Origin of the sequence: Bradyrhizobium sp. B039 (genome assembly GCF_038965675.1) — a bacterium.
GTDB lineage: Bacteria > Pseudomonadota > Alphaproteobacteria > Rhizobiales > Xanthobacteraceae > Bradyrhizobium > Bradyrhizobium diazoefficiens.
Genome location: NZ_CP152416.1, coordinates 8,375,020 through 8,398,352, shown reverse-complemented (window position 1 = coordinate 8,398,352; position 23,333 = coordinate 8,375,020). Strand labels below are relative to the sequence as shown.

Below are 23,333 nucleotides of genomic sequence, written 5' to 3'. Positions count from 1 at the left end.
TTTTCGCTTCACCAATAATGCCGATCGCGTCGCGGTCGTAACCAATAGCTGCAATCAGGAGGCTCCCATGGCAGATGCCTACATCTACGACCACGTCCGAACCCCGCGCGGCCGCGGCAAGGCGGACGGCGCGCTGCACGAAGTGACCGCGCTGGCGCTCGCCGCGGTGCCGTTGAAGGCGCTGAAGGACCGCAACAACCTGCCGGAAGATTGTGTCGACGACGTCGTGCTCGGCGTGGTCGATCCCGTCGGTGAAGCAGGCAGCGACATCGCGCGTTTCGCCGCGCTGAAGGCGGGCCTCGGCGAAGCCGTGCCAGGCGTGCAGATCAGCCGCTTCTGCGCCTCCGGTCTGGATGCCGTGAACTTTGCGGCCGCGCAGGTGATGAGCGGTCAGCATGAGCTCGTCATCGGCGGCGGTGCCGAATCGATGAGCCGCGTCGGCATCGGCGCCTCCGGCGGCGCCTGGCCGATGGATCCCTCGATGGCGGTACCCGCCTATTTCATGCCGCAGGGCGTCTCGGCCGATCTGATCGCGACGAAGTACGGCTTCTCGCGTGACGACGTCGACGCTTACGCCGTGCAGAGCCAGCAGCGCGCCGGCAAGGCCTGGGACGAAGGCCGCTTCAACAAGTCGGTCGTGCCGGTGAAGGACATCAACGGCCTCACCATCCTCGCCAAGGACGAGCACATGCGTCCCTCGACGACGATGCAGTCGCTGGCGCAGCTTCAGCCGGCGTTCACGATGATGGCGCAGATGGGCGGCTTCGACGGCGTCGCGGTGCAGTCGCACCCCGAAATCGAGCGCGTCAATTACGTGCACCACGCCGGCAACTCGTCGGGCATCGTCGACGGCGCCGGCGCCGTGCTGCTCGGCAGCAAGGACGCGGGCAGCAAATACGGCCTGAAGCCGCGCGCAAAAATCCGCGCGTTTGCGAACATCGGCTCCGAGCCCGCGATGATGCTGACCGGTCCGGTCGACGTCACCGAGAAGCTGTTCGCGCGCTCCGGCATGAAGAAGTCGGACATCGACCTGTTCGAGCTCAACGAGGCCTTCGCCTCGGTCGTGCTGCGCTACATCCAGGCCTTCGATATCGACAACGCCAAGATCAACGTCAACGGCGGCGCGATCGCGCTCGGCCATCCGCTTGGCGCGACCGGTGCGATGATCCTCGGCACCGTGCTCGACGAGCTCGAGCGCACCAACAAGTCCACCGCGCTGGTGACGCTGTGCATCGGCGGCGGCATGGGCACCGCGACCATCATCGAGCGCGTCTAAGGCGAAGGGGAGCAACCAACATGGCTTACAAGAATTTCAAGGTTGAAACCGACGCCGACGGCATCGCGCTCGTCACCTGGGACATCCCGGGCCGTTCGATGAACGTGCTCGACGAGACCTCGACCAGCGAGCTCGACGCGATCGTCAAGGCGACCACCGCCGACGCCGCGGTGAAGGGCATCGTCATCACCTCGGCCAAGGAGGCGTTCTGCGCCGGCGCCGATCTGTCGATGCTCGAGGGCATGAACCAGGCCTACGCCAAGGTCTTCAGGGAGCAGGGCGAGACCGCCGCGAACCAGATGCTGTTCGAGCAGAGCCGGCGCTTCTCGCAGGTGCTGCGCTCGATCGAGACCTCCGGCAAGCCGTGGGCGGCCGCGATCAACGGCCTCGCGCTCGGCGGCGGCTTCGAGATCACGCTGTGCTGCCACTATCGCGTGGCGGCGGAAAATCCCAAGACGCGCCTCGGCCTGCCCGAGGTCAAGGTCGGCCTGTTCCCCGGCGCCGGAGGCACGCAGCGCGTGCCGCGCCTGGTGCCGCCGCAGGACGCGATGACCATTCTGCTCAAGGGCGATCCGGTCACGGTCGAGAAGGCCAAGGCACTCAATCTGATCCACGCCATCGTTCCGGCCGCTGATCTTATCAAGGCCGCGAAAGACTGGATCAAGGGCGGCGGCAAGGCCGTCGCGCCCTGGGACGAGAAGGGCTTCAAGCTGCCCGGCGGTCCGGTGTTCTCCAAGGCCGGCATGATGATGTTCCCGGCCGGCAACGCGATCTATCGCCGCGAGACCTACGACAACTATCCGGCCGCGCGCGCGATCATGAGCTGCGTCTATGAAGGCCTGCAGCTGCCGATCGACGCCGCGCTGCGGGTCGAGTCGCGCTACTTCACCTCGGTGCTGCGCTCCAAGGAGGCGGCCGCGATGATCCGCAGCCTGTTCCTGTCGATGCAGGAGCTCAACAAGGGCGCGCGTCGTCCGAAGGACGTGCCCGCAACCAAGGTGAAGAAGATCGCCGTGATCGGCGCCGGCTTCATGGGCGCGAGCGTCGGCTACGTCTCCGCGCGTGCCGGCCTCGACGTGGTCCTGATCGATCGCGACCAGGAAAGCGCCGACAAGGGCAAGGCGCATGCACAGAAGGTGATCGAGGAGCAGATCAAGAAGGGCCGCGCCAAGCCCAATGATGCCGAAGCGCTGCTCGCGCGCATCACGCCGACCGCGGACTATTCCACGCTCAAGGACGTCGACCTCGTCATCGAGGCCGTGTTCGAGGACCGCAAGGTCAAGGCGGAGACGTTCGCCAAGGCGCAGGAATATCTGAAGCCGGACGTGATCTTCGCGTCGAACACCTCGACGCTGCCGATCACCTCGCTCGCGGAAGCCTTCAAGGACCAGGGCAAGTTCGTCGGCATCCATTTCTTCTCGCCGGTCGAGAAGATGATGCTGGTCGAGATCATCCTCGGCAAGAACACCAGCGATGTCGCGCTCGCGACCGCGCTCGACTATGTCCGGCAGATCGGCAAGACGCCGATCGTGGTCAACGACAGCCGTGGCTTCTTCGCCAACCGTTGCGTCGGCCGCTACGTCGCCGAAGGCAACGAGATGTTCCTGGAAGGCGTGCCGCCGGCGATGATCGAGAACTGCGCCAAGATGGCCGGCATGCCGGTCGGCCCGCTCTCGCTGTCGGACGAAGTGGCGCTCGACCTCGGCCTCAAGATCATGAAGGCGACCGAAGCCGATCTCGGTCCGAACGCCATCAACCCCGATCAGAAGAAGCTGATGGTGGAGATGGTCGAGAAGCAGGGCCGACTCGGCCGCAAGAACAGCAAGGGCTTTTACGACTATCCCGAGAAGGGCAAGGGTCAGAAGAGCCTGTGGCCGGGCCTCTCGGCGCTCCAGCCGAAGCAGCTCGACCCCGACACGCTCGACGTCGAGGAGCTGAAGCAGCGCTTCCTGGTGGTGCAGGCGGTGGAAGCCGCGCGCACGGTGGAGGACCACGTCATCACCGATCCGCGCGAAGCGGATGTCGGCTCGATCCTCGGCTTCGGCTTCGCGCCGTTCACCGGCGGCACGCTGTCCTACATCGACTTCATGGGCACGAAGAAGTTCGTCGAGCTCTGCCACAAGCTGGAAGCGAAATACGGCTCGCGCTTCACGCCGCCGAAGCTTCTTGAGGAGATGGCGGCGAAGGGCGAAACCTTCTACGGCCGCTTCGCGCCGAAGAAGGCGGCGGCCTGATCACCCAAGGCCATTTGAGAACAAAGGCCGGATCGTCGATCCGGCCTTTTGTTGTGTGCCGAGTATGAGCGACAGCTTGGAGGTGGAAGTCCTCTATCCAGCCTGATGGCGGCGAAGGATTAGCGAAGCGCAAGGGCGTCATCGTGAGGTGGGGTCTGAAGAAAGCGTGGAGCAAAGCCGCGGCCCGATGGACAAACACCGGATAACGAGGCCTACCCGGCCGGACGAGCGAGCAATTGATCGCGAAGTCCAAGGTCATCAAAGGTCGGGGTGGTAAATTCGGCGGGCGTGCGGTGAAGGCGGTCGGTCTTACCTCGGGAGGTCTGCGCTGTGTCTCGGCAACGAGACTGAGACCGTCGCAAGACGGCCTGACCGCAGCGCAGAAGTCAGCCGAGGGCGTAGTAGGCGGCAGCGCGCCGCTGAAGGCCTGAACGGTGGAAGTGGTCAGTAGAGCGGCGATCTCGTGCGAGCCATGCGGCAGAAGAATCAGGTCGAGCTGAACTTGAGCCCCGGAGCGGAGGGTGAAGCCCGAAGCGCCGGCGCCCGAGAGCCTGAAGCGCGTGCGGCGGAAGTCTGTCTCGAACGCCCGGCGGTCGCAGGACCGTCGATGGAAGACGTTGTCGAGAGTGAGAATCTGAAGGCAGCGTTGGCGCAAGTAAAGCGCAACAAGGGCGCGGCGGGCGTCGACGGGATGACCGTCGGCGAGCTGTCAGCCCACCTGAAGGAGCACTGGCCTGCGATCCGAGCCCAGTTGCTTGACGGCACCTACAAGCCACAGCCGGTGCGGCGGGTGGAGATACCGAAGGCGTCGGGCGGCCTGCGGCCGCTCGGCATTCCGACGGTGCTCGACCGCTTGATCCAGCAGGCGGTGATGCAGGTGCTGCAGGCGGATTGGGATAGGACGTTCGCCGAGACGAGCTTCGGCTTTCGGCCGGGGCGCTCGGCACATCGGGCGGTGGAACGGGCGCAGGCGTACATTGCGGCCGGCCACAGCATCGTGGTGGACATCGACCTGGAGAAGTTCTTTGACCGGGTCAACCACGACATCCTGATGGGACTGGTTGCCAAGCGGGTTGCTGACAAGCGCATCCTGAAGCTCATCCGCGCCTTCCTGAATGCGGGTGTGTTGGAAGGAGGGCTGGTCAGTCCGACGGAAGAGGGCACGCCGCAGGGCGGTCCGCTCTCGCCGCTGTTGTCGAACCTGATGCTGGATGTGCTGGACAAGGAACTGGAGAAGCGCGGCCACCGCTTCGTGCGTTACGCCGACGACTGCAACATCTACGTGCGCAGTCAGCGGGCGGGCGAACGGGTGCTGGCTGGCGTCGAGAGGTTCCTCGAAAAGCGCCTCAAGCTCAAGATCAACAAAGCGAAGAGCGCGGTTGCCAAACCGAGTGTTCGCAAGTTCCTGGGCTTCAGCTTCACCGGCGGGCAAGAACCGCGGCGGCGCATCGCGCCGCAGGCACTCGCCCGCTTCAAGGCGAAGGTTCGGGAGCTCACGCGACGCACGCGTGGTCGATGCCTCGTGCAGATCGCCAAAGAACTGTCGACCTACCTGATTGGGTGGCACGGCTACTTCGGCTTCTGTCAAACCCCGTCGGTGTTGCGCGTGCTTGACCAGTGGATCAGGCGACGGTTGCGCGCCGTTGCCTGGAAGCAATGGAAGTATGGACCCGCTCGCTTTGCCGAGTTGCGACGCCGCGGCGTCGGCCGGGATCTGGCGGCGCAAACCGCCGGCAGCCCACGTGGCCCTTGGCGGCTCGCGAACAGCCCCGCGCTCACCATTGCTCTGCCAAACGGCTTCTTTGCCTCACTCGGCTTGGCTTCCGTCGCGGCACGGCGACCCGCATAATCCGCTGAACCGCCGGATACGGACCCGTATGTCCGGTGGTGTGGGAGGGGCGGAGCCGCGAGGCTTCCCCCTATCCCGATTGGGGAGACGTCATCACGGTTGCGTCAGGAGGTTCCCGATCTGTGGAACCGGTCACAGAATTCGCGTAGGAACCCTGCCAGAGTCCCCGCTGCCGCGGTGTCGCGCAATTGTCATAGGCGCGCCAAAGCGGCGCCGTTCTTTTGCTCGGCCCTGGCACTAGTCTTGCTGCGGGTCAGGGTCACGAACCCGGTTGGGACGCTTGCCGATCCATCGGCGAGTTGAAGAGAAAATAAGAAAGTGTCCTTGATGAACTCCTTGGTGCTGCGGAAGGCCGCGCTTGGCCGCGATCTCACCGCGAAATACACTGTTGCGCCCGCGAATGGCCGCCTGTCGCCGCAACAAAAGCCGGTGCGCCTGCGCCGCAAGGGCCCGGTGCTTTGGGCAGCCTTGGCGTTACTTGTGCTCGCGGTGGATTTTCTGCTCGCCTGTCTCGCCTGGCTCGCCGTCGATTTCGTCATGGGATGAGACGTGATGGGATGAGGCTTGGCGCGCGTGCAGCACATAGGCTGCCGCGAAATAGGCGAGCTGGCAGACGGCAAGACAGATGGCAATGACGATCACGCCCGCCATCATCCCGAATTCGTAAGCGCGCAGAATTATCGCCGAGAACACTGCGATCAACGGTGAGATCACAACCAGCGCCCAGATCTTGAAAACGCAACCTGTCGCGATTCCCACCAACGCACTTGCGACGATCAGGACGAAGGCAATCGTCAAGTTCAACTCCGATGAGAGCCCAAAAAATCTTCAAACAATTCAGCCAAGCTCGCCCGCTTTGCGAGTGCTGACAAGACAGCACTACTTACGTTTGGCGAACAGTAGTTCATAAGTCAAACTAAGGTACGATGATCCGGCGCAATGGGGTCGCTCCCGCGCCGCCCGGCAGCATAAAAAGAAAGGCCGAATCGTCGGTCCGGCCTTTCGCTGCTTGCGTCTTGCGAGCGCTTACTTTGCCTGCGCGAGGCCTTCCTTCCTCAGCGCCTCCTGCACCTGCGGCCGTGCCGCGACGCGGGTCTTGTAGGCGGTGAGGTTGGGCATCGCCGAAAGATCAAACTTCATCCGGTCGGCCCAGGTCAGCATCGTGAAGAGATAGCCGTCGGCAACCGCGAACTGCTTGCCCATCAGGTAGTCCCGGCCGGCGAGCTGGCTGTCGATGTATTTCAGCTTGCCCATGACGCGGTCCTTGAAGAACGCCTTGGCCTCGTCGTTCAGCGCCGGCGCGAACATCGGGCCGAAGCTCTTGTGCACCTCCGAGGTGAGGAAGTTCAGCCATTCGAGCAGCTTGTAGCGCTCGGCGCTGCCGTGGGCCGGCGCCAGCGCCTTGGCAGAAGCCTGGTCGGCGATCATCTGGACAATCACCGGGCCTTCGGTCACGATCTCACCGCTGTCGAGCCCCAGCGCAGGGACCTGCCCCTTGGGGTTCAGCTTCAGATAATCCTCACCATTTTCGAGCTTCTTGGCCCGGATATCGACCTTGACCAGCTCGTAGGGCAGGCCGGCTTCGAGGAGTGCGATGTGGGGGGACAGGGAGCAGGCGCCGGGCGAGTAATAGAGTTTCATGGAATTTCCTCCTCTTGTTGCTTGGCTTGGGCGAATGAACGCCTACATGCAGCTGCATGCAATAGTCAAGATTGATGCAGGTGCATCGAGTAGGGTAAGAGACGGGCGACGAGTTTGAGCGGGACCATGAAACGCAAGCCATCGACCGAGGCAACCGCCGCCTGGATCCGCCTGATGCGGGTGCAGAGCCGCGTGCTCGACTGCGTCGAGCAGGACCTGAAGAAGGCGGGGTTCCCGCCGCTGGCCTGGTATGACGCGCTGCTCGAACTGTCCCGCGCGCCCTCCGGCGAGTTGCGGCCGGTGGAACTCGAACGGCAGATGCTGATCCCGCAATACTCCACCTCGCGCCTGATCGACCGCCTGGTCGATGAGGGCCTTGCCTCGCGGCGCGAATGCAAGATCGACAAGCGCGGACAGTTCGTCGAGATCACGGAAGCCGGCCGCGAGTTGCAGAAGCGGATGTGGAGTGCCTATTCCGCTGCGATCGAGAAATATGTCGGCTCGAAGCTGTCCGATGCCGATGCCGTCAAGCTCAGCGGCCTGCTCGACCGGCTGGGCTGCTCGTGCGGCGAGATGAAGCTTCCGCCCGTCGCCAACGTCAACGAAAGCACGCCGCCGCGATGATCGCGCGGCAAACCAGCACGTCCGCGCGCCCGTCGGTTCGCGGACCATCCCTGTCACCCGCGCATTCGGTCGAAGCGCTTTTGATTAGAGTTTGATATGGCGCGAGACCAGATCGATATGACGCCGTTGCAATCGCGCGACGAGCTCGTTGCGTGGTTCGAGGAAGGCTGCAAGGACCCGTCCGAATTCCGCATGGGCACCGAGCACGAGAAGACGCCTTTCACGCTCGAGGGGCACCGCCCGGTGCCTTACGAAGGCGCACGCGGCATCGGCGCGCTGCTCGAGGGCATGAAGCTCCTGCTCGGCTGGGAGCCGATCATGGAGAAGGGCAACATCATCGGCCTCTACGACGTCACCGGCGGCGGCGCGATCTCGCTCGAGCCGGGCGGACAGTTCGAGCTTTCCGGTGCGCCGGTCGAAAACGTGCACCAGACCCAGAGCGAGCTGATGGCGCATCTGGCGCAGGTGCGCGAGATCGCAGCGCCGCTCGGCATCGGCTTCCTCGGGCTCGGCATGACGCCGTCCTGGTCGCGCACCGACATCCCGGTGATGCCCAAGGGCCGCTACAAGATCATGACCAACTACATGCCGAAGGTCGGCCAGTACGGCCTCGACATGATGTACCGGACCTGTACGGTGCAGACCAATCTCGACTTCTCCTCCGAAGCCGACATGGTCAAGAAGCTGCGTGTGTCGCTCGCGCTCCAGCCGGTCGCAACCGCGCTGTTCGCAAATTCGCCGTTCACCGAAGGCAAGCCGAACGGCTTCCTCTCCTTCCGCTCCGAGATCTGGCGCGACACGGACAATGCGCGCGCGGGCATGATGCCCTGGGCGTTCGAGGACGGCATGGGCTTCGAGCGCTATGTCGACTACGCGCTCGACGTGCCCATGTATTTCGTCAAGCGCGGCGAAGACTACATCGACGTCTCGGGCTCCTCGTTCCGCGCCTTCTTCGACGGCCGCAACAACAATCTTCCCGGCGAGCGGCCGACATTGTCGGACTGGGCCAACCATCTCTCGACGATCTTCCCGGAAGTGCGGCTGAAGCGCTATCTCGAGATGCGCGGCTCCGACGGCGGACCGTGGGGCCGTCTGCCGGCGCTGCCGGCGTTCTGGGTCGGGCTGCTCTATGACGATGTGTCGCTCGATGCCGCCTGGGACATGGTGAAGCACTGGAGCGCGCATGAGCGTCAGGCCCTGCGCGACGACGTGCCGCGCTTCGGCTTCAAGGCGCGGATCAAGGACCGCTATCTGTTCGAGATCGCCAAGGAATGCCTCGTTCTGGCACATGCCGGCCTGCGCCGGCGCGGCCGGATCGACCAGCTCGGCCGCGACGAAACGCGGCATTTGGAGCCGCTCGACCGCATTATCGATTCCGGCCGCACGCCGGCCGAGGAAATGCTCGAGAAGTTCAACGGCCCCTGGAAGGGCTCCGTGGAACCGGCCTACGCGGAGTACGCGTTCTAGACCAACAGGCCAACGACCGGGACTTAAGCCGTTCATCGCCCATACAGGTTTGCGGCGATCAAATGACCGGCTGAAAAAACCTGAGCGTCGTCAATAACTCGAAAGCTGTTCTGATGGGGAAGGGCCGCCTGTCCGTCATGGCAAGGGTCTTGGCAAGCGTCGTGGCATGCGCCGCGCTGCTCTCGCTCGTGCTTGCGAGCTGGCCTGCGCGCGCCCAGACGGCATTCGACCGGCCCGGCGGTGACTATTTCAGCACGCCGGTCACATCGGGCGACCCCGAGGATTGCGCGCTGCTGTGCGAGCGCGACCGCCGTTGCCGCTCGTGGAGCTTCAGCTATCCCGACATCGACGGCGCCGCGGCGGTGTGCTGGCTCAAGAACACGGTGCCGCCGCGCGTGCCGGGCAATTGCTGCATCTCCGGTGTGCGCGGCGCCGGCGTGATCGAGCCGCGCGTCGAAGGCGTGGAGACCTCGATCGACCGCCCCGGTGGCGACCTGCGCAATTTTGAACTCAAGGACGGCGAAGGCGAGGAGGCGTGCAAGGCCGCCTGCACCGCCGACAACAAATGCCGCGCCTTCACCTATGCCCGTCCCGGCTACACCGGCCGCGAAGCGCGGTGCTTCCTGAAAAAGGAAATCAAGCCGCCGCGCCGCAAGGCGGGGTTCACGTCGGGCGTGGTGCGGTAGGATTTAGCTAGCGTCGAATACACGGTCGTCATGCCCGGGCTTGTCCCGGGCATCCACGTCGTTTCTCCATCGCGGCTGCGCGTGGATGGCCGGGTCAAGCCCGGCCATGACGTGGCGAGGCATCTCACTCCGCCGCAATGACCGTGAGCTCCGGCCACAGCGCCTTCCATCGCGCGGCCTTCGCCGCGTAATTGGCAATGGAAAAATTCTGTGCCCGATTGGGCCGCACGATCAATCGCGCGACGTCGTCGAACCCGTGCGGCGCATAGACGTCGAAGCTCCCGCCCGCAGGTTGGATACCGAGCTGGGTATTCTCCGTCAGGAAGCGGTCGATGCCGTCGGTTGAACGCGTCAACGGCGGATAGGGCAGGCCGTGCTTGTCGGGGTACCACAGATGCACGCGCGCCTGATTGCGGATCTCGACCTTGACGCCGAGATGCGCCAGCCGTGCCTGCAGCTTGCGGATCACCGCGTCTTCCGCCTCCCACGACGTATCGGGATCGAAATAGAACACGTCGTAGTCGGCGATGCCGTGATCGACGGCGCGGCCCGTGAGCACGTTCCACACCGTCTGCACCAGGCAACCTGCGACCAGCCACGCATCCGGAAGGGCGAGCCGCGCGAGTTCGTCGATGATCGTAACGTTGACGGGATTTCTCAGCGCGAGCGCGAGGAATTCGTCGCGGTTCATCGTGAGGTGAGGAGACTTCCGGTCAATGCACGGCGGTGAAGAACCGCGCGAGGCGGAAACCGGACAGCCAGGTCCACACCGGCTGGCCGCGCATGCCGAGGTCCCAGGAGCCGAGCACGGCATCCGCGCGTCCGACCAGATTGTCGATCGGCAGCAGACCGACGCCGCCGGAGCGCAGCGGCACGCGGCTGTCGGCGGAGTTGTCTCTGTTATCGCCGAGCACGAAGAGATGTCCGGCCGGCACCGTCACCTCCGGCGTGTTGTCGAGCGGGCCATTGTCGCGCATCTTGAAGATCAGGTGCGAGACGCCGTTCGGCAGCGTCTCGACATAGCGGTAGGCAGGCTCGCTGCCGCCATTGTCGTCCTCGGCGGCGCCGATGCCGTCGGGCTTGAGCTCGGCGGGCCGGTCATTGATGAAGAGCTGGCCCTGCCGCATCTGGATGCGGTCGCCGGGCAGACCCACCACGCGCTTGACCCAGGCCTGCGAGCGATCGCCGGGCCAGCGGAACACCACGACGTCGCCCTGCTTCGGCGTCTCCGCGAACACGCGGCCGCTCTCGGGCAGGTTGATCTGGATCGGCAGCGACGAGGTGCCGTAGCCGTAGGGGAATTTCGAGGCGAGCAGGGCGTCGCCGATCAGCAGCGTCGGCTCCATCGAGCCCGACGGCACGTAGAACGGCTCGGCGAGCGCGCCCTTGGCGATGAACACCGCGGCGACGATGCCGGCGAGTTGCACCAGTTGCCCGCCCCAACCGCTGCTCTTCCGCTTGGTGGTGGTCGCAGTCATCTTCTCAACACTCATGCGCCTGTTCCACCCACCGTAATGCGTTCCATCAGAAGCGACGGCTGGCCGACGCCAACCGGCACGCCCTGGCCGTTCTTGCCGCAGGTGCCGATGCCGGTATCGAGCGCGAGATCGTTGCCGATCATGCGGATGCGATGCAGGTCGGTCGGCCCGTTGCCGATCAGCATGGCGCCCTTGAGCGGGGCGCCGATCTTGCCGTTCTCGATCTTGTAGGCCTCGGTGCACTGGAACACGTATTTGCCCGAGGTGATGTCGACCTGGCCGCCGCCGAAATTCGCGGCGAAGACGCCGTTCTTCACCGACGCCAGGATCTCGGCCGGATCGCGGTCGCCCGCGAGCATGTAGGTGTTGGTCATGCGCGGCATCGGCACATGGGCATAGCCCTGGCGGCGGCCGTTGCCGGTTGGCTTCATGTTCATCAGGCGCGCGTTCTGGCGGTCCTGCATGTAGCCGACCAGGATGCCGTCCTCGATCAGCACGGTGCGGTTGGTCGGCGTGCCTTCGTCGTCGATCGACAGCGAGCCGCGGCGCGAGGCAATGGTGCCGTCGTCGACCACGGTGACGCCCTTGGCCGCGACCTGCCGGCCCATCAGGCCGGCAAAGGCCGAGGTCTTCTTGCGATTGAAGTCGCCTTCGAGACCGTGGCCGACTGCTTCATGCAGCATCACGCCGGGCCAGCCTGCGCCGAGCACGACGTCCATCTCACCGGCAGGGGCGGGAACGGACTCCAGATTGACCAGCGCCTCGCGCAGCGCGCCGTCGGCGGCGTCGCGCCAGTTCTTGCTCTCGATGAATTCGGCATAGCCGGCGCGGCCGCCATAGCCCTTGCTGCCGCTCTCCTGGCGGTCGCCCTGGCCGGCGACGACGGAGATGTTGACGCGCACCAGCGGGCGGATGTCGCGATAGCTCTCGCCGTCGGGCCGCAGGATCTCGACCACCTGCCAGGTCGCGCCCAGGCTGACGCTGACCTGCCGCACCCGCGGATCCTTGTCGCGCAGATAGGCGTCGATCTCGGCGAGCAGTTTTACTTTTGTCTCGAAGCCGGGCGCATCCAGCGGATTGTCGTCACTATAGAGCCGCACATTGGTATGCGCCGGCGGGGCCGCAAAGCTGCCGGAGTAGCCGCCGCGCACGGCCGCAACCGCATCGGCGGCGCGCATCAGCGCCGGCAGCGAGACGTCGGAGGAGTGGGCGTAGCCGACGGCATCGTCCTTGACGGCGCGCAGGCCGAAACCCTGCGATGTGTCGTAGGTCGCCTGCTTCAGCCGCCCATTGTCGAACATCAGCGCTTCGGTCTGGCTGTACTCCAGGAACAGCTCGCCGTCGTCGGCGCCGGCAAGCCCGCGCGCGACCTCGTGGCGAACCTGGTCGCGGTCGAGATTGGCGCGGTCGAGCAGGGAGGTTGTGGCGGGATTGGTCATGTGTCCGTCCATTATCTGGAGATCTGGGGCAAGATAATGGTTTCAGACCAGTTCCGCGAGGGCGCGAAGCCTCACATTACGGAAACAATAGGTCCAGCTGCCTACGGCAGCTTGTCGTACCCCTCGCCCAGTCCGTTCAGGCTGAGCGGGAAGCCGATGCCTTCTTCCGGCGTCTCGAAGATGATGAAGGTCGCGGTCTTGGCGGTGCGGAGCTGGCCGAGCAGCTTGTCGTCCATGACGACCTCGGCGACGCAGCCATTGGGCAGGCAGCGCACGAAGCCGGCGCGGCCGACGTCCTGATTGTCGAGCTTCAGCCCGAGGCCGGAGGGCAGCAGGACGCCGAGGGGGGCGACCACGCGCATCAGGCGGCTCTTCTGGTCGGCGGTCTTGAGCACGATCACGGTCAGGCCGGCATTGGAGCGGTCTTCGGCCACGACGCTCTGGATCAGGGCGCATTGCTCGGCCTGGGCGCCCGGCGGGGTGTCGCAGCGGATCTGCCAGTCGCCATGGACGGAGCGCACCGCGCCCTGCGCATGGGCGAGGCTGGGTAAAGCAAGGAGAAGGGCGGCGGCCAGAAGGCCGATCAGCGCGTTGAGGCTGCTATCCGGCCTTGCCATGCATCTCGAAAGCCCCATCGGGGTCGGTCCCTCTGCTCGCTTGGGTCGCTTGCGCGGGTGGACTGATACGGAAATGACGGCGTCTTGAAGGCAATTCCCAAGCAAATTCCGCGCCGCCGAGGCCGCCGCCGCCGGCACGAATCAGGTTCCTGTGCGGCCGTTCGCCAGTGCCTACAACGGGCAATTCCGCTGTCAAGCCGCAGCATCCCGGGAAACGGTATTTTTGTCTGATGTTACTAGGAAATATCTTGCGGGTGATCGCTGGCAGATGGGGTTCAAGACTGCATTGCGATAGATCAAGAATTATGGTTTGAGAAGCTTGATTTCGGCGTTCTAGCGATCTGGCCCCAATTCCTCTTAGAGGTATTCTTGAGTGGCGGTTTGTCAGACGGACGGATCGAATAAGCGTTTCCCGGAAATAGGGGGACGCACCTGGGGTGATTTCGTAAGGGGAGCGCGAACGGCATGAGGATGTCGAAGGGCCGGGTAGGCCGGCATTTGCTGGGATTGGCCGTAGCTGGTCTGACACTGGCGACGGGCAGCGCGGCATTTGCCGAGCTTGGGCAGCCGGCGCCATGGGAGTGGACGCTCCAGCAGTCCGGCTCGCCGGTGATGGACAATATCGTCTGGTTCCACAACTTCCTGTTCGTGCTCATCGCGCTGATTACGCTGTTCGTTCTGGCGCTGCTGGTGGTCGTGGTCATCAAGTTCAACGCGAGGGCCAATCCGGTGCCGTCGCGGACCACCCACAACACGCTGATCGAGGTGGCCTGGACGCTGGTTCCGGTGCTGATCCTGGTCGGCATCTCGGTGCCGTCGTTCCGCCTGCTGTTCCTGGAGCTCGACGTGCCGAAGGCGGACCTGACCATCAAGGCGACCGGCAAGCAGTGGTACTGGTCCTACGCCTATCCCGACAACGGCAAGTTCGAGTTCGACTCGCTGATGGCCCAGGACAAGCAGCCCCGCCTGCTCGGCGTCGACAACGAGATGGTGGTGCCGGTCAACAAGGTGATTCGTGTTCAGGTGACCGGTGCGGACGTCATCCACGCCTTCGCGCTGCCGGCGTTCGGCGTCAAGATCGACGCCATTCCGGGGCGACTGAACGAAACCTGGTTCAAGGCCGCCAAGACCGGCATGTTCTACGGCCAATGCTCGGAGCTCTGCGGCAAGGATCACGCCTTCATGCCGATCGCGATTCGCGTCGTGGAAGACAAGGAATTCGCCTCCTGGGTCGAAACGGCGAAGAAGAAGTTTGCGAGCGGTGGCACCGGCACCTACGCCTCCGCGGCCGGCCCGACGCAGTAGGCGTCGGGTAAAGGCTCGAGGGGACTGAAAGCGACATAAAGGGCGGGACCTCCAAAGGTCCGATTGGGACGCAAGGCAGGATTTGAAAATGGCAACCAGCGCAGCGGCACACGGCGATCACGCGCAAGACCACGGACATGACGAGCACGCCCATCCGACCGGATGGAGACGCTACGTCTATTCGACCAACCACAAGGACATCGGCACGATGTACCTGATCTTCGCGGTCATCGCCGGCGTCATCGGTGCCGCGATGTCGATCGCGATCCGTGCCGAGCTGATGTATCCGGGCGTGCAGATCTTCCACGAGACGCACACTTACAACGTCTTCGTGACCTCCCACGGCCTGATCATGATCTTCTTCATGGTCATGCCGGCGATGATCGGCGGCTTCGGCAACTGGTTCGTGCCGCTGATGATCGGCGCGCCCGACATGGCGTTCCCGCGCATGAACAACATCTCGTTCTGGCTGCTGCCGGCCTCGTTCGGGCTGCTGCTGATGTCGACCTTCGTCGAGGGTGAGCCGGGCGCCAACGGCGTCGGCGCCGGCTGGACCATGTATGTGCCGCTGTCGAGCTCGGGTCATCCCGGCCCGGCCGTCGACTTCGCGATCCTGTCGCTCCATCTGGCGGGCGCCTCGTCGATCCTCGGCGCCATCAACTTCATCACCACGATCTTCAACATGCGCGCGCCGGGCATGACCCTGCACAAGATGCCGCTGTTCGTGTGGTCGATCCTGGTGACGGTGTTCCTGCTGCTGTTGTCGCTGCCGGTGCTTGCCGGTGCGATCACCATGCTGCTCACCGACCGCAATTTCGGCACGACCTTCTTCGCGCCCGACGGCGGCGGCGACCCCGTGCTGTTCCAGCACCTGTTCTGGTTCTTCGGCCATCCCGAGGTGTACATCCTGATCCTGCCCGGCTTCGGCATGATCAGCCAGATCGTCTCCACCTTCTCGCGCAAGCCCGTGTTCGGCTATCTCGGCATGGCCTACGCCATGGTCGCGATCGGCGGCATCGGCTTCGTGGTGTGGGCGCACCACATGTACACGGTCGGCATGTCGTCGGCGACGCAGGCCTATTTCGTCGCGGCGACGATGGTGATCGCGGTTCCGACCGGCGTGAAGATCTTCTCGTGGATCGCCACGATGTGGGGCGGCTCGATCGAATTCCGCGCGCCGATGATCTGGGCCGTGGGTTTCATCTTCCTGTTCACGGTCGGTGGCGTCACCGGCGTCGTGCTGGCGAATGCCGGCGTCGACCGCGTGCTCCAGGAGACCTACTACGTCGTCGCGCACTTCCACTACGTGCTGTCGCTCGGTGCGGTGTTCGCGATCTTCGCCGGCTGGTACTACTGGTTCCCGAAGATGACGGGCTACATGTACAACGAGACGCTGGCGAAGGCGCACTTCTGGGTCACCTTCATCGGCGTGAATCTGGTGTTCTTCCCGCAGCACTTCCTCGGCCTGTCGGGCATGCCGCGCCGCTACGTCGACTATCCCGACGCGTTCGCCGGCTGGAATCTGGTCTCGTCGGTCGGCTCCTACATTTCCGGCTTCGGCGTCCTGATCTTCCTCTATTGCGTGATCGATGCCTTTGCGAAAAAGGTGCCGGCCGGCGACAATCCGTGGGGTGCCGGCGCGACCACGCTGGAGTGGACGCTGCCCTCGCCGCCGCCCTTCCATCAGTTCGAAGTGCTGCCCCGCGTGCAGTAAGCGATCACCCGCGGCGCCCATCACGGGCGCCGCGGCTCCATAACGAAGCGAGTTGATTTAGTGTCCGTCCTCGACCACAACGCCGTCGACATCAATCCCCGCATCTCCGAAGCGGAGGTGGGCGACTACATTGCGCTGCTCAAGCCGCGGGTGATGTCGCTGGTGATCTTCACCGCGCTGGTCGGAATGGCGATGGCGCCCGGGCATTTCCACCCGGTGCTGGCGATCACCTCGCTGCTCTGCATCGCCGTCGGCGCCGGCGCCTCCGGGGCGCTCAACATGGCGCTCGAAGGCGATATCGACGCCAAGATGTCGCGCACGGCGAACCGGCCGATTCCGCGTGGCCGCATCACCCGTCCCGAGGCGATGACGTTCGGCATGACGCTCGCCTTCTTCTCGGTGATGACGCTCGGCATCCTCGTCAACTGGATCGCGGGCGCGCTGCTCGCCTTCACCATCTTCTTCTACGTCGTGATCTACACGATGTGGCTGAAGCGCTGGACCGCGCAGAACATCGTGATCGGCGGCGCCGCCGGTGCGTTGCCGCCGGTGGTGGCCTGGGCCGCGGTAACCGGCACGGTCGACGTCGAGCCGCTGCTTCTCTTCGCCATCATCTTCTTCTGGACCCCGCCGCATTTCTGGGCGCTGGCGCTGTTCCGCTCGGACGATTACGCGCGCGCCGGCATTCCGATGCTGCCCAATGTCGCCGGTCCCGATGCGACCCGCCTCCAGATCCTGCTCTACACGATCGTGCTGATCGCGGTGGCCGCCGCGCCCTGGGCGCTCGGCTATTTCGACGCCGTCTACGGTGTCGTCTCGCTGATCCTCGGCGCCGGCATGCTGGTGCTCGCGATCAACGTCTATATGCGCCGCGAGCGCAGCCAGTCGTTGCGCGCCACGCGAAAACTGTTCGCCTTCTCCATCCTTTACCTGTTCGCGCTGTTTGCGACCCTGCTGGCCGAGGTCGTGTTCCGGGCGCTTGCTCCGATGGCAGGGGGCGCATGATCGCGGTGGCGGACAAACCCGAGCCAGATGGAATCGTCCTCACCGAGGCGCAGAAGAAGAGCCGCCGTCAGCGCTCGATCGCGATCGCGCTCGCGCTCGGCGTGCTCGTGGTGCTGTTCTTCGCCGTCACCATGGTCAAGGGACCGGCAGTTCTAGTCCGGCCGATGTAGGGAAAATGGATCACGAGCCGACCATATCGCGGGATCAGAGCCGGACGGCCAGGAAAGGCGTCGGTAAGGGCCTCGGTCGTGACGTGCTGGTCGCCTCGATCTGCGGCGGCGTGGTGGCGCTGATGGTCGGCGCCTCCTACGCGGCGGTGCCGTTCTACAACTGGTTCTGCCGCGCCACCGGCTTCAACGGCACGACCCAGGTCGCCACCGCCGCGCCGGCCACCGGTCCGATCGCGCGGAAGATCGCGGTGCGCTTCGATTCCAACGTCGCGCCCGGTCTGCCCTGGAAGTTCGAGCCGGAGCAGAGCGAGATCGAGGTCAATATCGGCCAGGTCACGACCGTCTTCTACACCGTGACCAACCAGGCCGCGCGCACCACTGCCGGCCAGGCCGCCTACAACGTCGCGCCGCTGACGGTCGGGTCCTACTTCCAGAAGATCAACTGCTTCTGCTTCACCGAGCAGACCATGGCGCCCGGTGAGAAGCGCGAGATGCCGGTCGTGTTCTACGTCGATCCGTCGATCGCCGACGACCACGAGAACGACGGGCTCAGCACGATCACGCTGTCCTACACGTTCTACCCGGTGAAAGATCCGGCGGTGAAGCCGCTCGCGTCCGGGGAAGGCGACAAACGCAAGGGAAATCTCTGACCGCCGGGCTCACGCTCTGGGGGTTGGACACAAGGGGATAAGTGCCGGACAGGCACGGGATTGAGGAGAGAGACCGCAAATGGCTACCGCGCAAGGCAAGCATCACGACTATCATCTGGTCGATCCCTCTCCCTGGCCGGCGGTCGGTTCGCTCTCGGCCTTCATCATGGCGGTCGGCGCGATCGCCTGGATGCACCACATGTTCTCGGCCGCGCCGATCGTGTTCGGCGTCGGCACCGTCGGCGTGCTCTACACCATGGCGAGCTGGTGGGGCGACGTGATCAAGGAAGCCCAGTACAAGGGCGACCATACCCGCGTCGTGCAGCTCCATCACCGCTACGGCATGATCCTGTTCATCGCCTCCGAGGTGATGTTCTTCGTCGCCTGGTTCTGGGCCTATTTCAACGCGGCGCTGTTTCCGGCCGACGCTGTCCACGCCACCCGCGATGCCGTGTTCGGCTGCGGCCTCGGCACCGCGGCCGGAGCCTGCGCGGTCCCCGGCACCTGGCCGCCCCACGGCATCGAGACCTTCGATCCCTGGCATCTGCCGCTCCTGAACACGCTGATCCTGCTCACCTCGGGCACCACGGTGACCTGGGCGCACCATGCGCTGCTCGAGAACGATCGCCAGGGTCTGAAATACGGCCTGATCCTCACCGTCGTGCTCGGCGCGCTCTTCACCTGCGTGCAGGCCTATGAGTACAGCCATGCGGCGTTCTCGTTCGCCGGCAACGTCTATGGCGCGACCTTCTTCATGGCGACCGGTTTCCACGGCTTCCACGTGCTGGTCGGCACCATCTTCCTGCTGGTCTGCCTGTTCCGTGCCTATGCCGGCCACTTCACGCCGAAGCAGCATCTCGGCTTCGAGTTCGCCGCCTGGTACTGGCACTTCGTCGACGTGGTCTGGCTGTTCCTGTTCCTCTGCATCTATGTGTGGGGACACGGCGCCGAGACCATGGCCCACGGCGCGCACTGAGCAGCTTTGGATCGATCAGAAAGGGCGGCCGCAGGGCCGCCCTTTCGCTTTTGCGCCGCCGGAAGTTTCGGCGGAAACTGTGATAGAGTCCGCCATCATGAATGACACCGCCGGTCCACCCAAGTCCGAAACCACCGTCCTGCAAAGCGCGATGCGCGGGCTGGCCTGCAAATGTCCGCGCTGCGGCCAGGGCAAGCTCTATGCGGGCTTCCTGACGCTCGCACCCTCCTGCGACCGCTGCGGCCTCGACTATGCCTTCATCGACACCGGCGATGGCCCGGCAATCTTCATCATCATGCTCGCCGGTGGGATCGTCGTTGCGTGCGCGCTGATCGTCGAGGTCAAGTACCAGCCGCCGTACTGGCTGCATGCCGTGCTATGGCTGCCGCTGATTCTCGCCACCACGCTCTTGCCACTGCGCGCGATGAAGTCGCTGCTGATCGCGCTGCAATTCCACCACAAGGCTGCGCCGGGCCGGCTGGTCGACCGCGCGAAATGAACGAGACTGCGCGCAAGCCTCGCGTGGCCGGCTTTGCGCTGTTCACGCTTCTCCTGGCGGCCGCCTTCGTTGCCCTCGGCGTCTGGCAATTGCAGCGCCGGACCGCCAAGCACGCGCTGATCGCAGCACTCACCGAGCGTCTGGCGGCGGCACCCATTGCGCTGCCGCCGCCCGCACAATGGGCTGCGCTCAATCCCGCGCGCGATGAATTCCGCCGTGTCAGCTTCACTGCGACCTACGCCGCCTCGCCCGATGCGATGGTCTATTCGTCCGGCTCGGCCGTACGCAAGGACGCTTCCGGTCCCGGCACCTGGGCCTTCCTGCCGGCGCGGCTTCCGAGCGGCGAGATGGTCGTGATCGATGCCGGCTTCGTCGAGAACACGATGCAGGATCGCAGTGTCGAGGATCGCGCGGTGAAGAAGCTCGTGACCGGGCAGCCGGTCGCGCTCACCGGCTATCTGCGCTTTCCCGAACCGCCGGGCTGGCTGACGCCGGCGGAGAGCCGCGACAAGCGGCTCTGGTTCGTGCGCGATCATGTGGCGATCGCGAGCGCGCTCGGCTGGGGCACGGTTGCGCCGTTCTACATCGATCTGGAGCAGCCCGCGCCCGAAAATGGCATCCCGCGTCCGGGTCCGCTCGACGTGCATCTGAAGGACGATCACCTGCAATACGCCGTCACCTGGTTCGCGCTTGCAGGCGCGGTGCTGATCGCGTTCGGCGTCTGGGTGAGGGGACGTCGCTCGAGCTGAATCTTCCGTAGGTTCCCGGGAGGAACCCGTTATCACCCGGGGTTTACCATTCAGCGCGCATTCACGAGTGTGGTCCTAAGCCGCATGCAAAATTTCGCGGCAGACAGGATTACGGCGTGAGCGATTTCGATCAGATGGGAATTGTCGTCGATTGGGTGGATGCCTGCCGGAAGGGCGACCTCGCGACGCTGCTCGACCTCTATGCGGACGACGCGCAGATCGAATGCACGTGCAACGGCACGCAGCGTTATCGCGGCCGAGACGAGCTCGAAACCTACTGGGGGCCGCGGCTCAGCGCATTCTCGTCGGCCGGCTTCGGTCTCGAGGAGATCCATCCCGTGCCTGATGGCGTCGATCTCGAATATTCCGTCGCAGGCGCGCTGCGCATTCACGCCTCGTTTCGCTTCAGTGCGGAAGGCAAAATCGACAGCACGCTGTGCGCGCCGGCGCGACAGAACGCGCATCACGGCTGCCCGTGCTAGCTTTGCGCCGGCTCGTCGCGCGTCCCCTGCACGGGCAGACGGCAGCGCACATAGGTTCGTTCATCCGCGCGCAGCAATGACAGCGATCCGCTGAGCGCGCGCACGCGCTCGTGCATGCCGGTCAGACCCCGGCCGAACACGTTGCCCTCGAGAAATCCCCCGCCGTCGTCGGAGATCTCGATGGCGAGCGCGTCGCCTGATATGGCCGCCTGCACATGGGCATTGCGTGCTGCGGCATGGCGCAGCACGTTGGTCAGCGCCTCCTGGATCACGCGATAGACGGTCTGGGCCAGCGGCCCGTCGAGCCCGTTGAGACCAGGATCGACCGTGGCGGTCAGCCCGATATGCGGGGCCTGCTTGCGAAAGTTCCGGAGCAGCGTCTGCACGCTGGTTTCCAGCCCCAATTCCTCGATATAGAGCGGCCGCAGCCGGTCGAGGATGCGGCGGTTGGTCTGCTGGAGCGCTTCGACCGATTGCAGCACCTCCTGCGCCGTATTGCCGAGATGTCCCACCGGCGGCGAAGCCTCGATCAGGGCGATCGTGCCGGCGCGGATGCTGAACAGCAGGGGGCCGAGCTCGTCGTGCAGCTCGCGAGCGAGATCGCGCCGCTCGTCGTCCTGGAGCGACACCAGGCGGTGCAGCAGGTCGCGATTGTCCTGGCTTAGTCGCGCGAGCGTCGCCGCCAGCGCATTGGCCTCCTCGCAGCTCTGCCGGATCTCCGGCGGCCCTGCCACCGGGATCGGCGTCGCATAATCGCCGCGCCGTATTCGCGTGAGGCCTGCGCCCAGATTTTGCAGGGGGCGCAGTGCCGATTCCGCGAAGAGATAGGCGATCGTTCCGGTCAGCACCGTCAGCACGGCGATGAGGCTCGTCAGCGCCAGAAAACCGATCCATTTCTCGAACAGGTCGGCCGACAGGTCGGGCAGGAACACGAGATCGCCGACCCGCTTGCCGTCGATGATCAGCGGGGACGCCGCGTCCATGTCCGGGATGGTGAGCAGGTCGATGAACCATTGCGGCACGCTATGCGGCTTGCGCGGACCGGCCGTTGGCGAGGGCTCGGGACCCGCTTCGACAGGACGGAATTGGATATCGGAGGAGGTGCCCAAAGAATGGACAAAGGCGTCGAGCGTCTGCCGCGGATTGTCCGAGGCGCGCAGGGTGTTGTTGAGCGCCGCGGCGACCGCTCGGGCCGAATGTCGCCCCAATTCGTTCTCGTCGGCCAGCTGGCCGGTCGCAAAGCTCTGGAGCAGCACGCCGCCCATGACCAGCGCGGCGAGGAAGCTCACGCCGAGCGGAAGAAACAGTTGGGTTCTGAACGACAGGTGTTGCCACATTAGTTCAATTCTAACGCGTCCCGGCGGATTTCTCTCTTTCCATTTGTTCCCGCCGGTCTATGAGTTGAAAAACCAGAGAGCGCGCGATGCAAGATACCGCCAAGCCGGCGACCAGGGTCCTGATCGTCGACGACCATCCTGTGGTGCTGTCGGGTTGCCGAACCCTGTTCGCATCCGACCATTCGATCCGCATCGACGAGGCGATGGACGCCAAATCCGGCCATCGCGCCTATATCAGCAAGCGGCCCGACGTCACCGTGATCGACATCAGCCTGCCGGATGTCTCCGGGTTCGAGCTGATGCGGCGGATCCGCAAGGACGATCCTGATGCCAAGATCATCATGTTCAGCATGAACGACGATCCGGCCTTCGTGGTGCGGGCGGTCGAGCTGGGGGCGCAGGGCTATGTCTCCAAGGGCGATGATCCCCGGATCCTGCTGAAAGCGGTGCGCAAGGTGGTCGCGGGCGACAATTTCATCTCGCCGCAGCTGGCGGAGGCCGTGACGTTCTCCGGTGCCGCGATCAAGGCCAATCCGGCCTCGCAGATGACGCCGCGGGAGCTCGAGATCCTCCGCCTGCTCGGGCGCGGCGATAAGATCGTCGAGGTCGCCGAGGCGCTTGGGATCTCCTACAAGACGGTCGCCAACACCACCTCCCTGCTCAAGCAGAAGTTGGGGGCCAAGAACCATTCCGACCTGATCCGGATTGCGGTGGAAATCGGCATGAACTGACGTCCCGCCAGCGACCGAACCGGCTGCTCCAGGATGCAGCGGTTCGGCCGACGGATCGGCGACTCCGCCGGCCGGGCAATGCGTGGCCGACGGCGGACGCTATCCGCCGACACAATGGACTGCGGCTGCGTTCGTTCCTGCCGCGATCAAGGGTTCAGGAAGAAATGGCAAAGCCGGCCTTGTGGCCAGTATGCGGACGGGTATGCGGCGTTCATACGCGTCGGGAAAAACAGGAACATTTGTCGTCGCGCCCGGTTTTCGCCCTTGACGGTCTGAGGACAGGCGACGAAAGCTTGCGCGAGCAGTTTTAGCGGGCAGGCGCCCCGGACGAGCCAAACTGGTCTGCACATATCAACGACAGACCTTCCAAGAGAGGGCTGCGGCATTGCCGCAGCCCTTTTCGT

At 64.7% G+C, this 23,333-nt stretch carries 23 protein-coding genes; 16 read left to right on the top strand and 7 right to left on the bottom strand.

All coding sequences use genetic code 11. From position 1 onward, the window contains the following. Nucleotides 1–67: 67 nt before the first annotated feature. The 3 genes from AAFG50_RS39645 (at nt 68) to ltrA (ending at nt 5,359) form a co-directional block, all read left to right on the top strand. Nucleotides 68–1,276, top strand: coding sequence for an acetyl-CoA C-acetyltransferase (locus AAFG50_RS39645; protein ID WP_011083978.1), 1,209 nt, complete (start codon nt 68–70; stop codon nt 1,274–1,276). Between the two features lie 20 nt (nt 1,277–1,296). Beyond that, a complete protein-coding gene (locus AAFG50_RS39640; protein ID WP_028172826.1) occupies nt 1,297–3,510 on the top strand; it encodes an FAD-dependent oxidoreductase in 2,214 nt (737 codons plus the stop codon). A 472-nt stretch (nt 3,511–3,982) separates the two neighbouring features. Beyond that, complete coding sequence (ltrA, locus tag AAFG50_RS39635; RefSeq protein WP_028144467.1) at nt 3,983–5,359, top strand: group II intron reverse transcriptase/maturase; 1,377 nt, start codon at nt 3,983–3,985, stop codon at nt 5,357–5,359. A 474-nt stretch (nt 5,360–5,833) separates the two neighbouring features. Here the strand turns inward: ltrA and AAFG50_RS39630 are convergent, their stop codons facing one another. Together AAFG50_RS39630 and gstA are read right to left on the bottom strand one after the other, a co-directional pair. Next, entirely contained in the window at nt 5,834–6,157 is a 324-nt protein-coding gene (locus AAFG50_RS39630; protein WP_039186809.1) for a hypothetical protein, read from the bottom strand. 228 nt (nt 6,158–6,385) lie between these two features. Further along, complete coding sequence (gene gstA / locus AAFG50_RS39625; RefSeq protein ID WP_028173710.1) at nt 6,386–7,000, bottom strand: glutathione transferase GstA; 615 nt, start codon at nt 6,998–7,000, stop codon at nt 6,386–6,388. A 126-nt stretch (nt 7,001–7,126) separates the two neighbouring features. Here gstA and AAFG50_RS39620 point away from each other — a divergent pair, with 126 nt between their 5' ends. The 3 genes from AAFG50_RS39620 to AAFG50_RS39610 all read left to right on the top strand — a co-directional run bounded on the left by AAFG50_RS39620 (nt 7,127) and on the right by AAFG50_RS39610 (nt 9,777). Continuing rightward, nucleotides 7,127–7,624, top strand: a complete 498-nt coding sequence (locus tag AAFG50_RS39620; protein ID WP_011083982.1) for a MarR family winged helix-turn-helix transcriptional regulator — start codon at nt 7,127–7,129, stop codon at nt 7,622–7,624. Between the two features lie 96 nt (nt 7,625–7,720). Beyond that, on the top strand, nt 7,721–9,091 hold the full coding sequence (locus AAFG50_RS39615; RefSeq protein WP_028173709.1) for a glutamate--cysteine ligase: 1,371 nt from the start codon (nt 7,721–7,723) through the stop codon (nt 9,089–9,091). Between the two features lie 113 nt (nt 9,092–9,204). After that, entirely contained in the window at nt 9,205–9,777 is a 573-nt protein-coding gene (locus AAFG50_RS39610; RefSeq protein WP_028173708.1) for a PAN domain-containing protein, read from the top strand. 124 nt (nt 9,778–9,901) lie between these two features. Here AAFG50_RS39610 and AAFG50_RS39605 read toward each other — a convergent pair whose 3' ends face one another. The 4 genes from AAFG50_RS39605 to AAFG50_RS39590 form a co-directional block, all read right to left on the bottom strand. After that, on the bottom strand, nt 9,902–10,468 hold the full coding sequence (locus AAFG50_RS39605; protein ID WP_011083985.1) for a nucleotidyltransferase family protein: 567 nt from the start codon (nt 10,466–10,468) through the stop codon (nt 9,902–9,904). 22 nt (nt 10,469–10,490) lie between these two features. Next, nucleotides 10,491–11,270, bottom strand: coding sequence for a signal peptidase I (gene lepB, locus AAFG50_RS39600; RefSeq protein ID WP_011083986.1), 780 nt, complete (start codon nt 11,268–11,270; stop codon nt 10,491–10,493). Then, the gene (gene tldD, locus AAFG50_RS39595) at nt 11,267–12,694 is read right to left on the bottom strand and encodes a metalloprotease TldD (RefSeq protein WP_028173707.1); all 1,428 of its coding nucleotides are present in this window, start codon (nt 12,692–12,694) and stop codon (nt 11,267–11,269) included. The genes lepB and tldD overlap by 4 nt, the downstream gene beginning before the upstream one ends. A 101-nt stretch (nt 12,695–12,795) precedes the next feature. Beyond that, nucleotides 12,796–13,311 (bottom strand): invasion associated locus B family protein, encoded by a 516-nt coding sequence (locus tag AAFG50_RS39590; protein ID WP_162185888.1) that lies wholly within the window; start codon nt 13,309–13,311, stop codon nt 12,796–12,798. Nucleotides 13,312–13,776: 465 nt separating this feature from the next. Between AAFG50_RS39590 and coxB the strand changes: the two genes are divergently transcribed. From coxB to AAFG50_RS39545, 9 genes are all read left to right on the top strand, one after another. Next, nucleotides 13,777–14,616 (top strand): cytochrome c oxidase subunit II, encoded by an 840-nt coding sequence (coxB, locus tag AAFG50_RS39585; RefSeq protein WP_011083989.1) that lies wholly within the window; start codon nt 13,777–13,779, stop codon nt 14,614–14,616. Between the two features lie 88 nt (nt 14,617–14,704). Continuing rightward, entirely contained in the window at nt 14,705–16,330 is a 1,626-nt protein-coding gene (gene ctaD, locus AAFG50_RS39580; protein WP_011083990.1) for a cytochrome c oxidase subunit I, read from the top strand. 60 nt (nt 16,331–16,390) lie between these two features. Beyond that, a complete protein-coding gene (locus AAFG50_RS39575; protein ID WP_028173705.1) occupies nt 16,391–17,335 on the top strand; it encodes a heme o synthase in 945 nt (314 codons plus the stop codon). After that, complete coding sequence (locus tag AAFG50_RS39570) at nt 17,332–17,505, top strand: hypothetical protein (RefSeq protein WP_011083992.1); 174 nt, start codon at nt 17,332–17,334, stop codon at nt 17,503–17,505. Before AAFG50_RS39575 ends, AAFG50_RS39570 begins: the two co-directional genes overlap by 4 nt. A gap of 5 nt (nt 17,506–17,510) precedes the next feature. Further along, complete coding sequence (locus AAFG50_RS39565) at nt 17,511–18,155, top strand: cytochrome c oxidase assembly protein (protein WP_028173704.1); 645 nt, start codon at nt 17,511–17,513, stop codon at nt 18,153–18,155. 79 nt (nt 18,156–18,234) lie between these two features. Beyond that, complete coding sequence (locus tag AAFG50_RS39560) at nt 18,235–19,131, top strand: cytochrome c oxidase subunit 3 (protein ID WP_011083994.1); 897 nt, start codon at nt 18,235–18,237, stop codon at nt 19,129–19,131. A gap of 97 nt (nt 19,132–19,228) precedes the next feature. Continuing rightward, the gene (locus AAFG50_RS39555) at nt 19,229–19,630 is read left to right on the top strand and encodes a DUF983 domain-containing protein (RefSeq protein ID WP_011083995.1); all 402 of its coding nucleotides are present in this window, start codon (nt 19,229–19,231) and stop codon (nt 19,628–19,630) included. Beyond that, complete coding sequence (locus AAFG50_RS39550; RefSeq protein WP_028173703.1) at nt 19,627–20,379, top strand: SURF1 family protein; 753 nt, start codon at nt 19,627–19,629, stop codon at nt 20,377–20,379. The genes AAFG50_RS39555 and AAFG50_RS39550 overlap by 4 nt, the downstream gene beginning before the upstream one ends. A gap of 116 nt (nt 20,380–20,495) precedes the next feature. After that, the gene (locus tag AAFG50_RS39545; RefSeq protein ID WP_028173702.1) at nt 20,496–20,861 is read left to right on the top strand and encodes a nuclear transport factor 2 family protein; all 366 of its coding nucleotides are present in this window, start codon (nt 20,496–20,498) and stop codon (nt 20,859–20,861) included. Here AAFG50_RS39545 and AAFG50_RS39540 read toward each other — a convergent pair. Continuing rightward, nucleotides 20,858–22,198 (bottom strand): histidine kinase, encoded by a 1,341-nt coding sequence (locus tag AAFG50_RS39540; protein ID WP_028173701.1) that lies wholly within the window; start codon nt 22,196–22,198, stop codon nt 20,858–20,860. The two genes, AAFG50_RS39545 and AAFG50_RS39540, sit on opposite strands and share 4 nt — an antisense overlap. A gap of 86 nt (nt 22,199–22,284) precedes the next feature. On the opposite strand from AAFG50_RS39540, the gene AAFG50_RS39535 reads away from it, so the two are divergent. Further along, nucleotides 22,285–22,929, top strand: a complete 645-nt coding sequence (locus AAFG50_RS39535) for a response regulator transcription factor (protein WP_011083999.1) — start codon at nt 22,285–22,287, stop codon at nt 22,927–22,929. The last annotated feature ends 404 nt before the right edge of the window (nt 22,930–23,333 follow it).

What these genes read in the sequence shown, in the direction of transcription:
- AAFG50_RS39645 (WP_011083978.1), top strand. Translation starts at nt 68, where the DNA reads ATGGCAGATGCCTACATCTACGACCACGTCCGAACCCCGCGCGGCCGC.
- AAFG50_RS39640 (WP_028172826.1), top strand. Translation starts at nt 1,297, where the DNA reads ATGGCTTACAAGAATTTCAAGGTTGAAACCGACGCCGACGGCATCGCG.
- ltrA (WP_028144467.1), top strand. Translation starts at nt 3,983, where the DNA reads ATGCGGCAGAAGAATCAGGTCGAGCTGAACTTGAGCCCCGGAGCGGAG.
- gstA (WP_028173710.1), bottom strand. Translation starts at nt 7,000, where the DNA reads ATGAAACTCTATTACTCGCCCGGCGCCTGCTCCCTGTCCCCCCACATC.
- AAFG50_RS39620 (WP_011083982.1), top strand. Translation starts at nt 7,127, where the DNA reads ATGAAACGCAAGCCATCGACCGAGGCAACCGCCGCCTGGATCCGCCTG.
- AAFG50_RS39615 (WP_028173709.1), top strand. Translation starts at nt 7,721, where the DNA reads ATGGCGCGAGACCAGATCGATATGACGCCGTTGCAATCGCGCGACGAG.
- AAFG50_RS39610 (WP_028173708.1), top strand. Translation starts at nt 9,205, where the DNA reads ATGGGGAAGGGCCGCCTGTCCGTCATGGCAAGGGTCTTGGCAAGCGTC.
- AAFG50_RS39605 (WP_011083985.1), bottom strand. Translation starts at nt 10,468, where the DNA reads ATGAACCGCGACGAATTCCTCGCGCTCGCGCTGAGAAATCCCGTCAAC.
- lepB (WP_011083986.1), bottom strand. Translation starts at nt 11,270, where the DNA reads ATGAGTGTTGAGAAGATGACTGCGACCACCACCAAGCGGAAGAGCAGC.
- tldD (WP_028173707.1), bottom strand. Translation starts at nt 12,694, where the DNA reads ATGACCAATCCCGCCACAACCTCCCTGCTCGACCGCGCCAATCTCGAC.
- AAFG50_RS39590 (WP_162185888.1), bottom strand. Translation starts at nt 13,311, where the DNA reads ATGGCAAGGCCGGATAGCAGCCTCAACGCGCTGATCGGCCTTCTGGCC.
- coxB (WP_011083989.1), top strand. Translation starts at nt 13,777, where the DNA reads ATGAGGATGTCGAAGGGCCGGGTAGGCCGGCATTTGCTGGGATTGGCC.
- ctaD (WP_011083990.1), top strand. Translation starts at nt 14,705, where the DNA reads ATGGCAACCAGCGCAGCGGCACACGGCGATCACGCGCAAGACCACGGA.
- AAFG50_RS39570 (WP_011083992.1), top strand. Translation starts at nt 17,332, where the DNA reads ATGATCGCGGTGGCGGACAAACCCGAGCCAGATGGAATCGTCCTCACC.
- AAFG50_RS39565 (WP_028173704.1), top strand. Translation starts at nt 17,511, where the DNA reads ATGGATCACGAGCCGACCATATCGCGGGATCAGAGCCGGACGGCCAGG.
- AAFG50_RS39560 (WP_011083994.1), top strand. Translation starts at nt 18,235, where the DNA reads ATGGCTACCGCGCAAGGCAAGCATCACGACTATCATCTGGTCGATCCC.
- AAFG50_RS39555 (WP_011083995.1), top strand. Translation starts at nt 19,229, where the DNA reads ATGAATGACACCGCCGGTCCACCCAAGTCCGAAACCACCGTCCTGCAA.
- AAFG50_RS39550 (WP_028173703.1), top strand. Translation starts at nt 19,627, where the DNA reads ATGAACGAGACTGCGCGCAAGCCTCGCGTGGCCGGCTTTGCGCTGTTC.
- AAFG50_RS39540 (WP_028173701.1), bottom strand. Translation starts at nt 22,198, where the DNA reads ATGTGGCAACACCTGTCGTTCAGAACCCAACTGTTTCTTCCGCTCGGC.
- AAFG50_RS39535 (WP_011083999.1), top strand. Translation starts at nt 22,285, where the DNA reads ATGCAAGATACCGCCAAGCCGGCGACCAGGGTCCTGATCGTCGACGAC.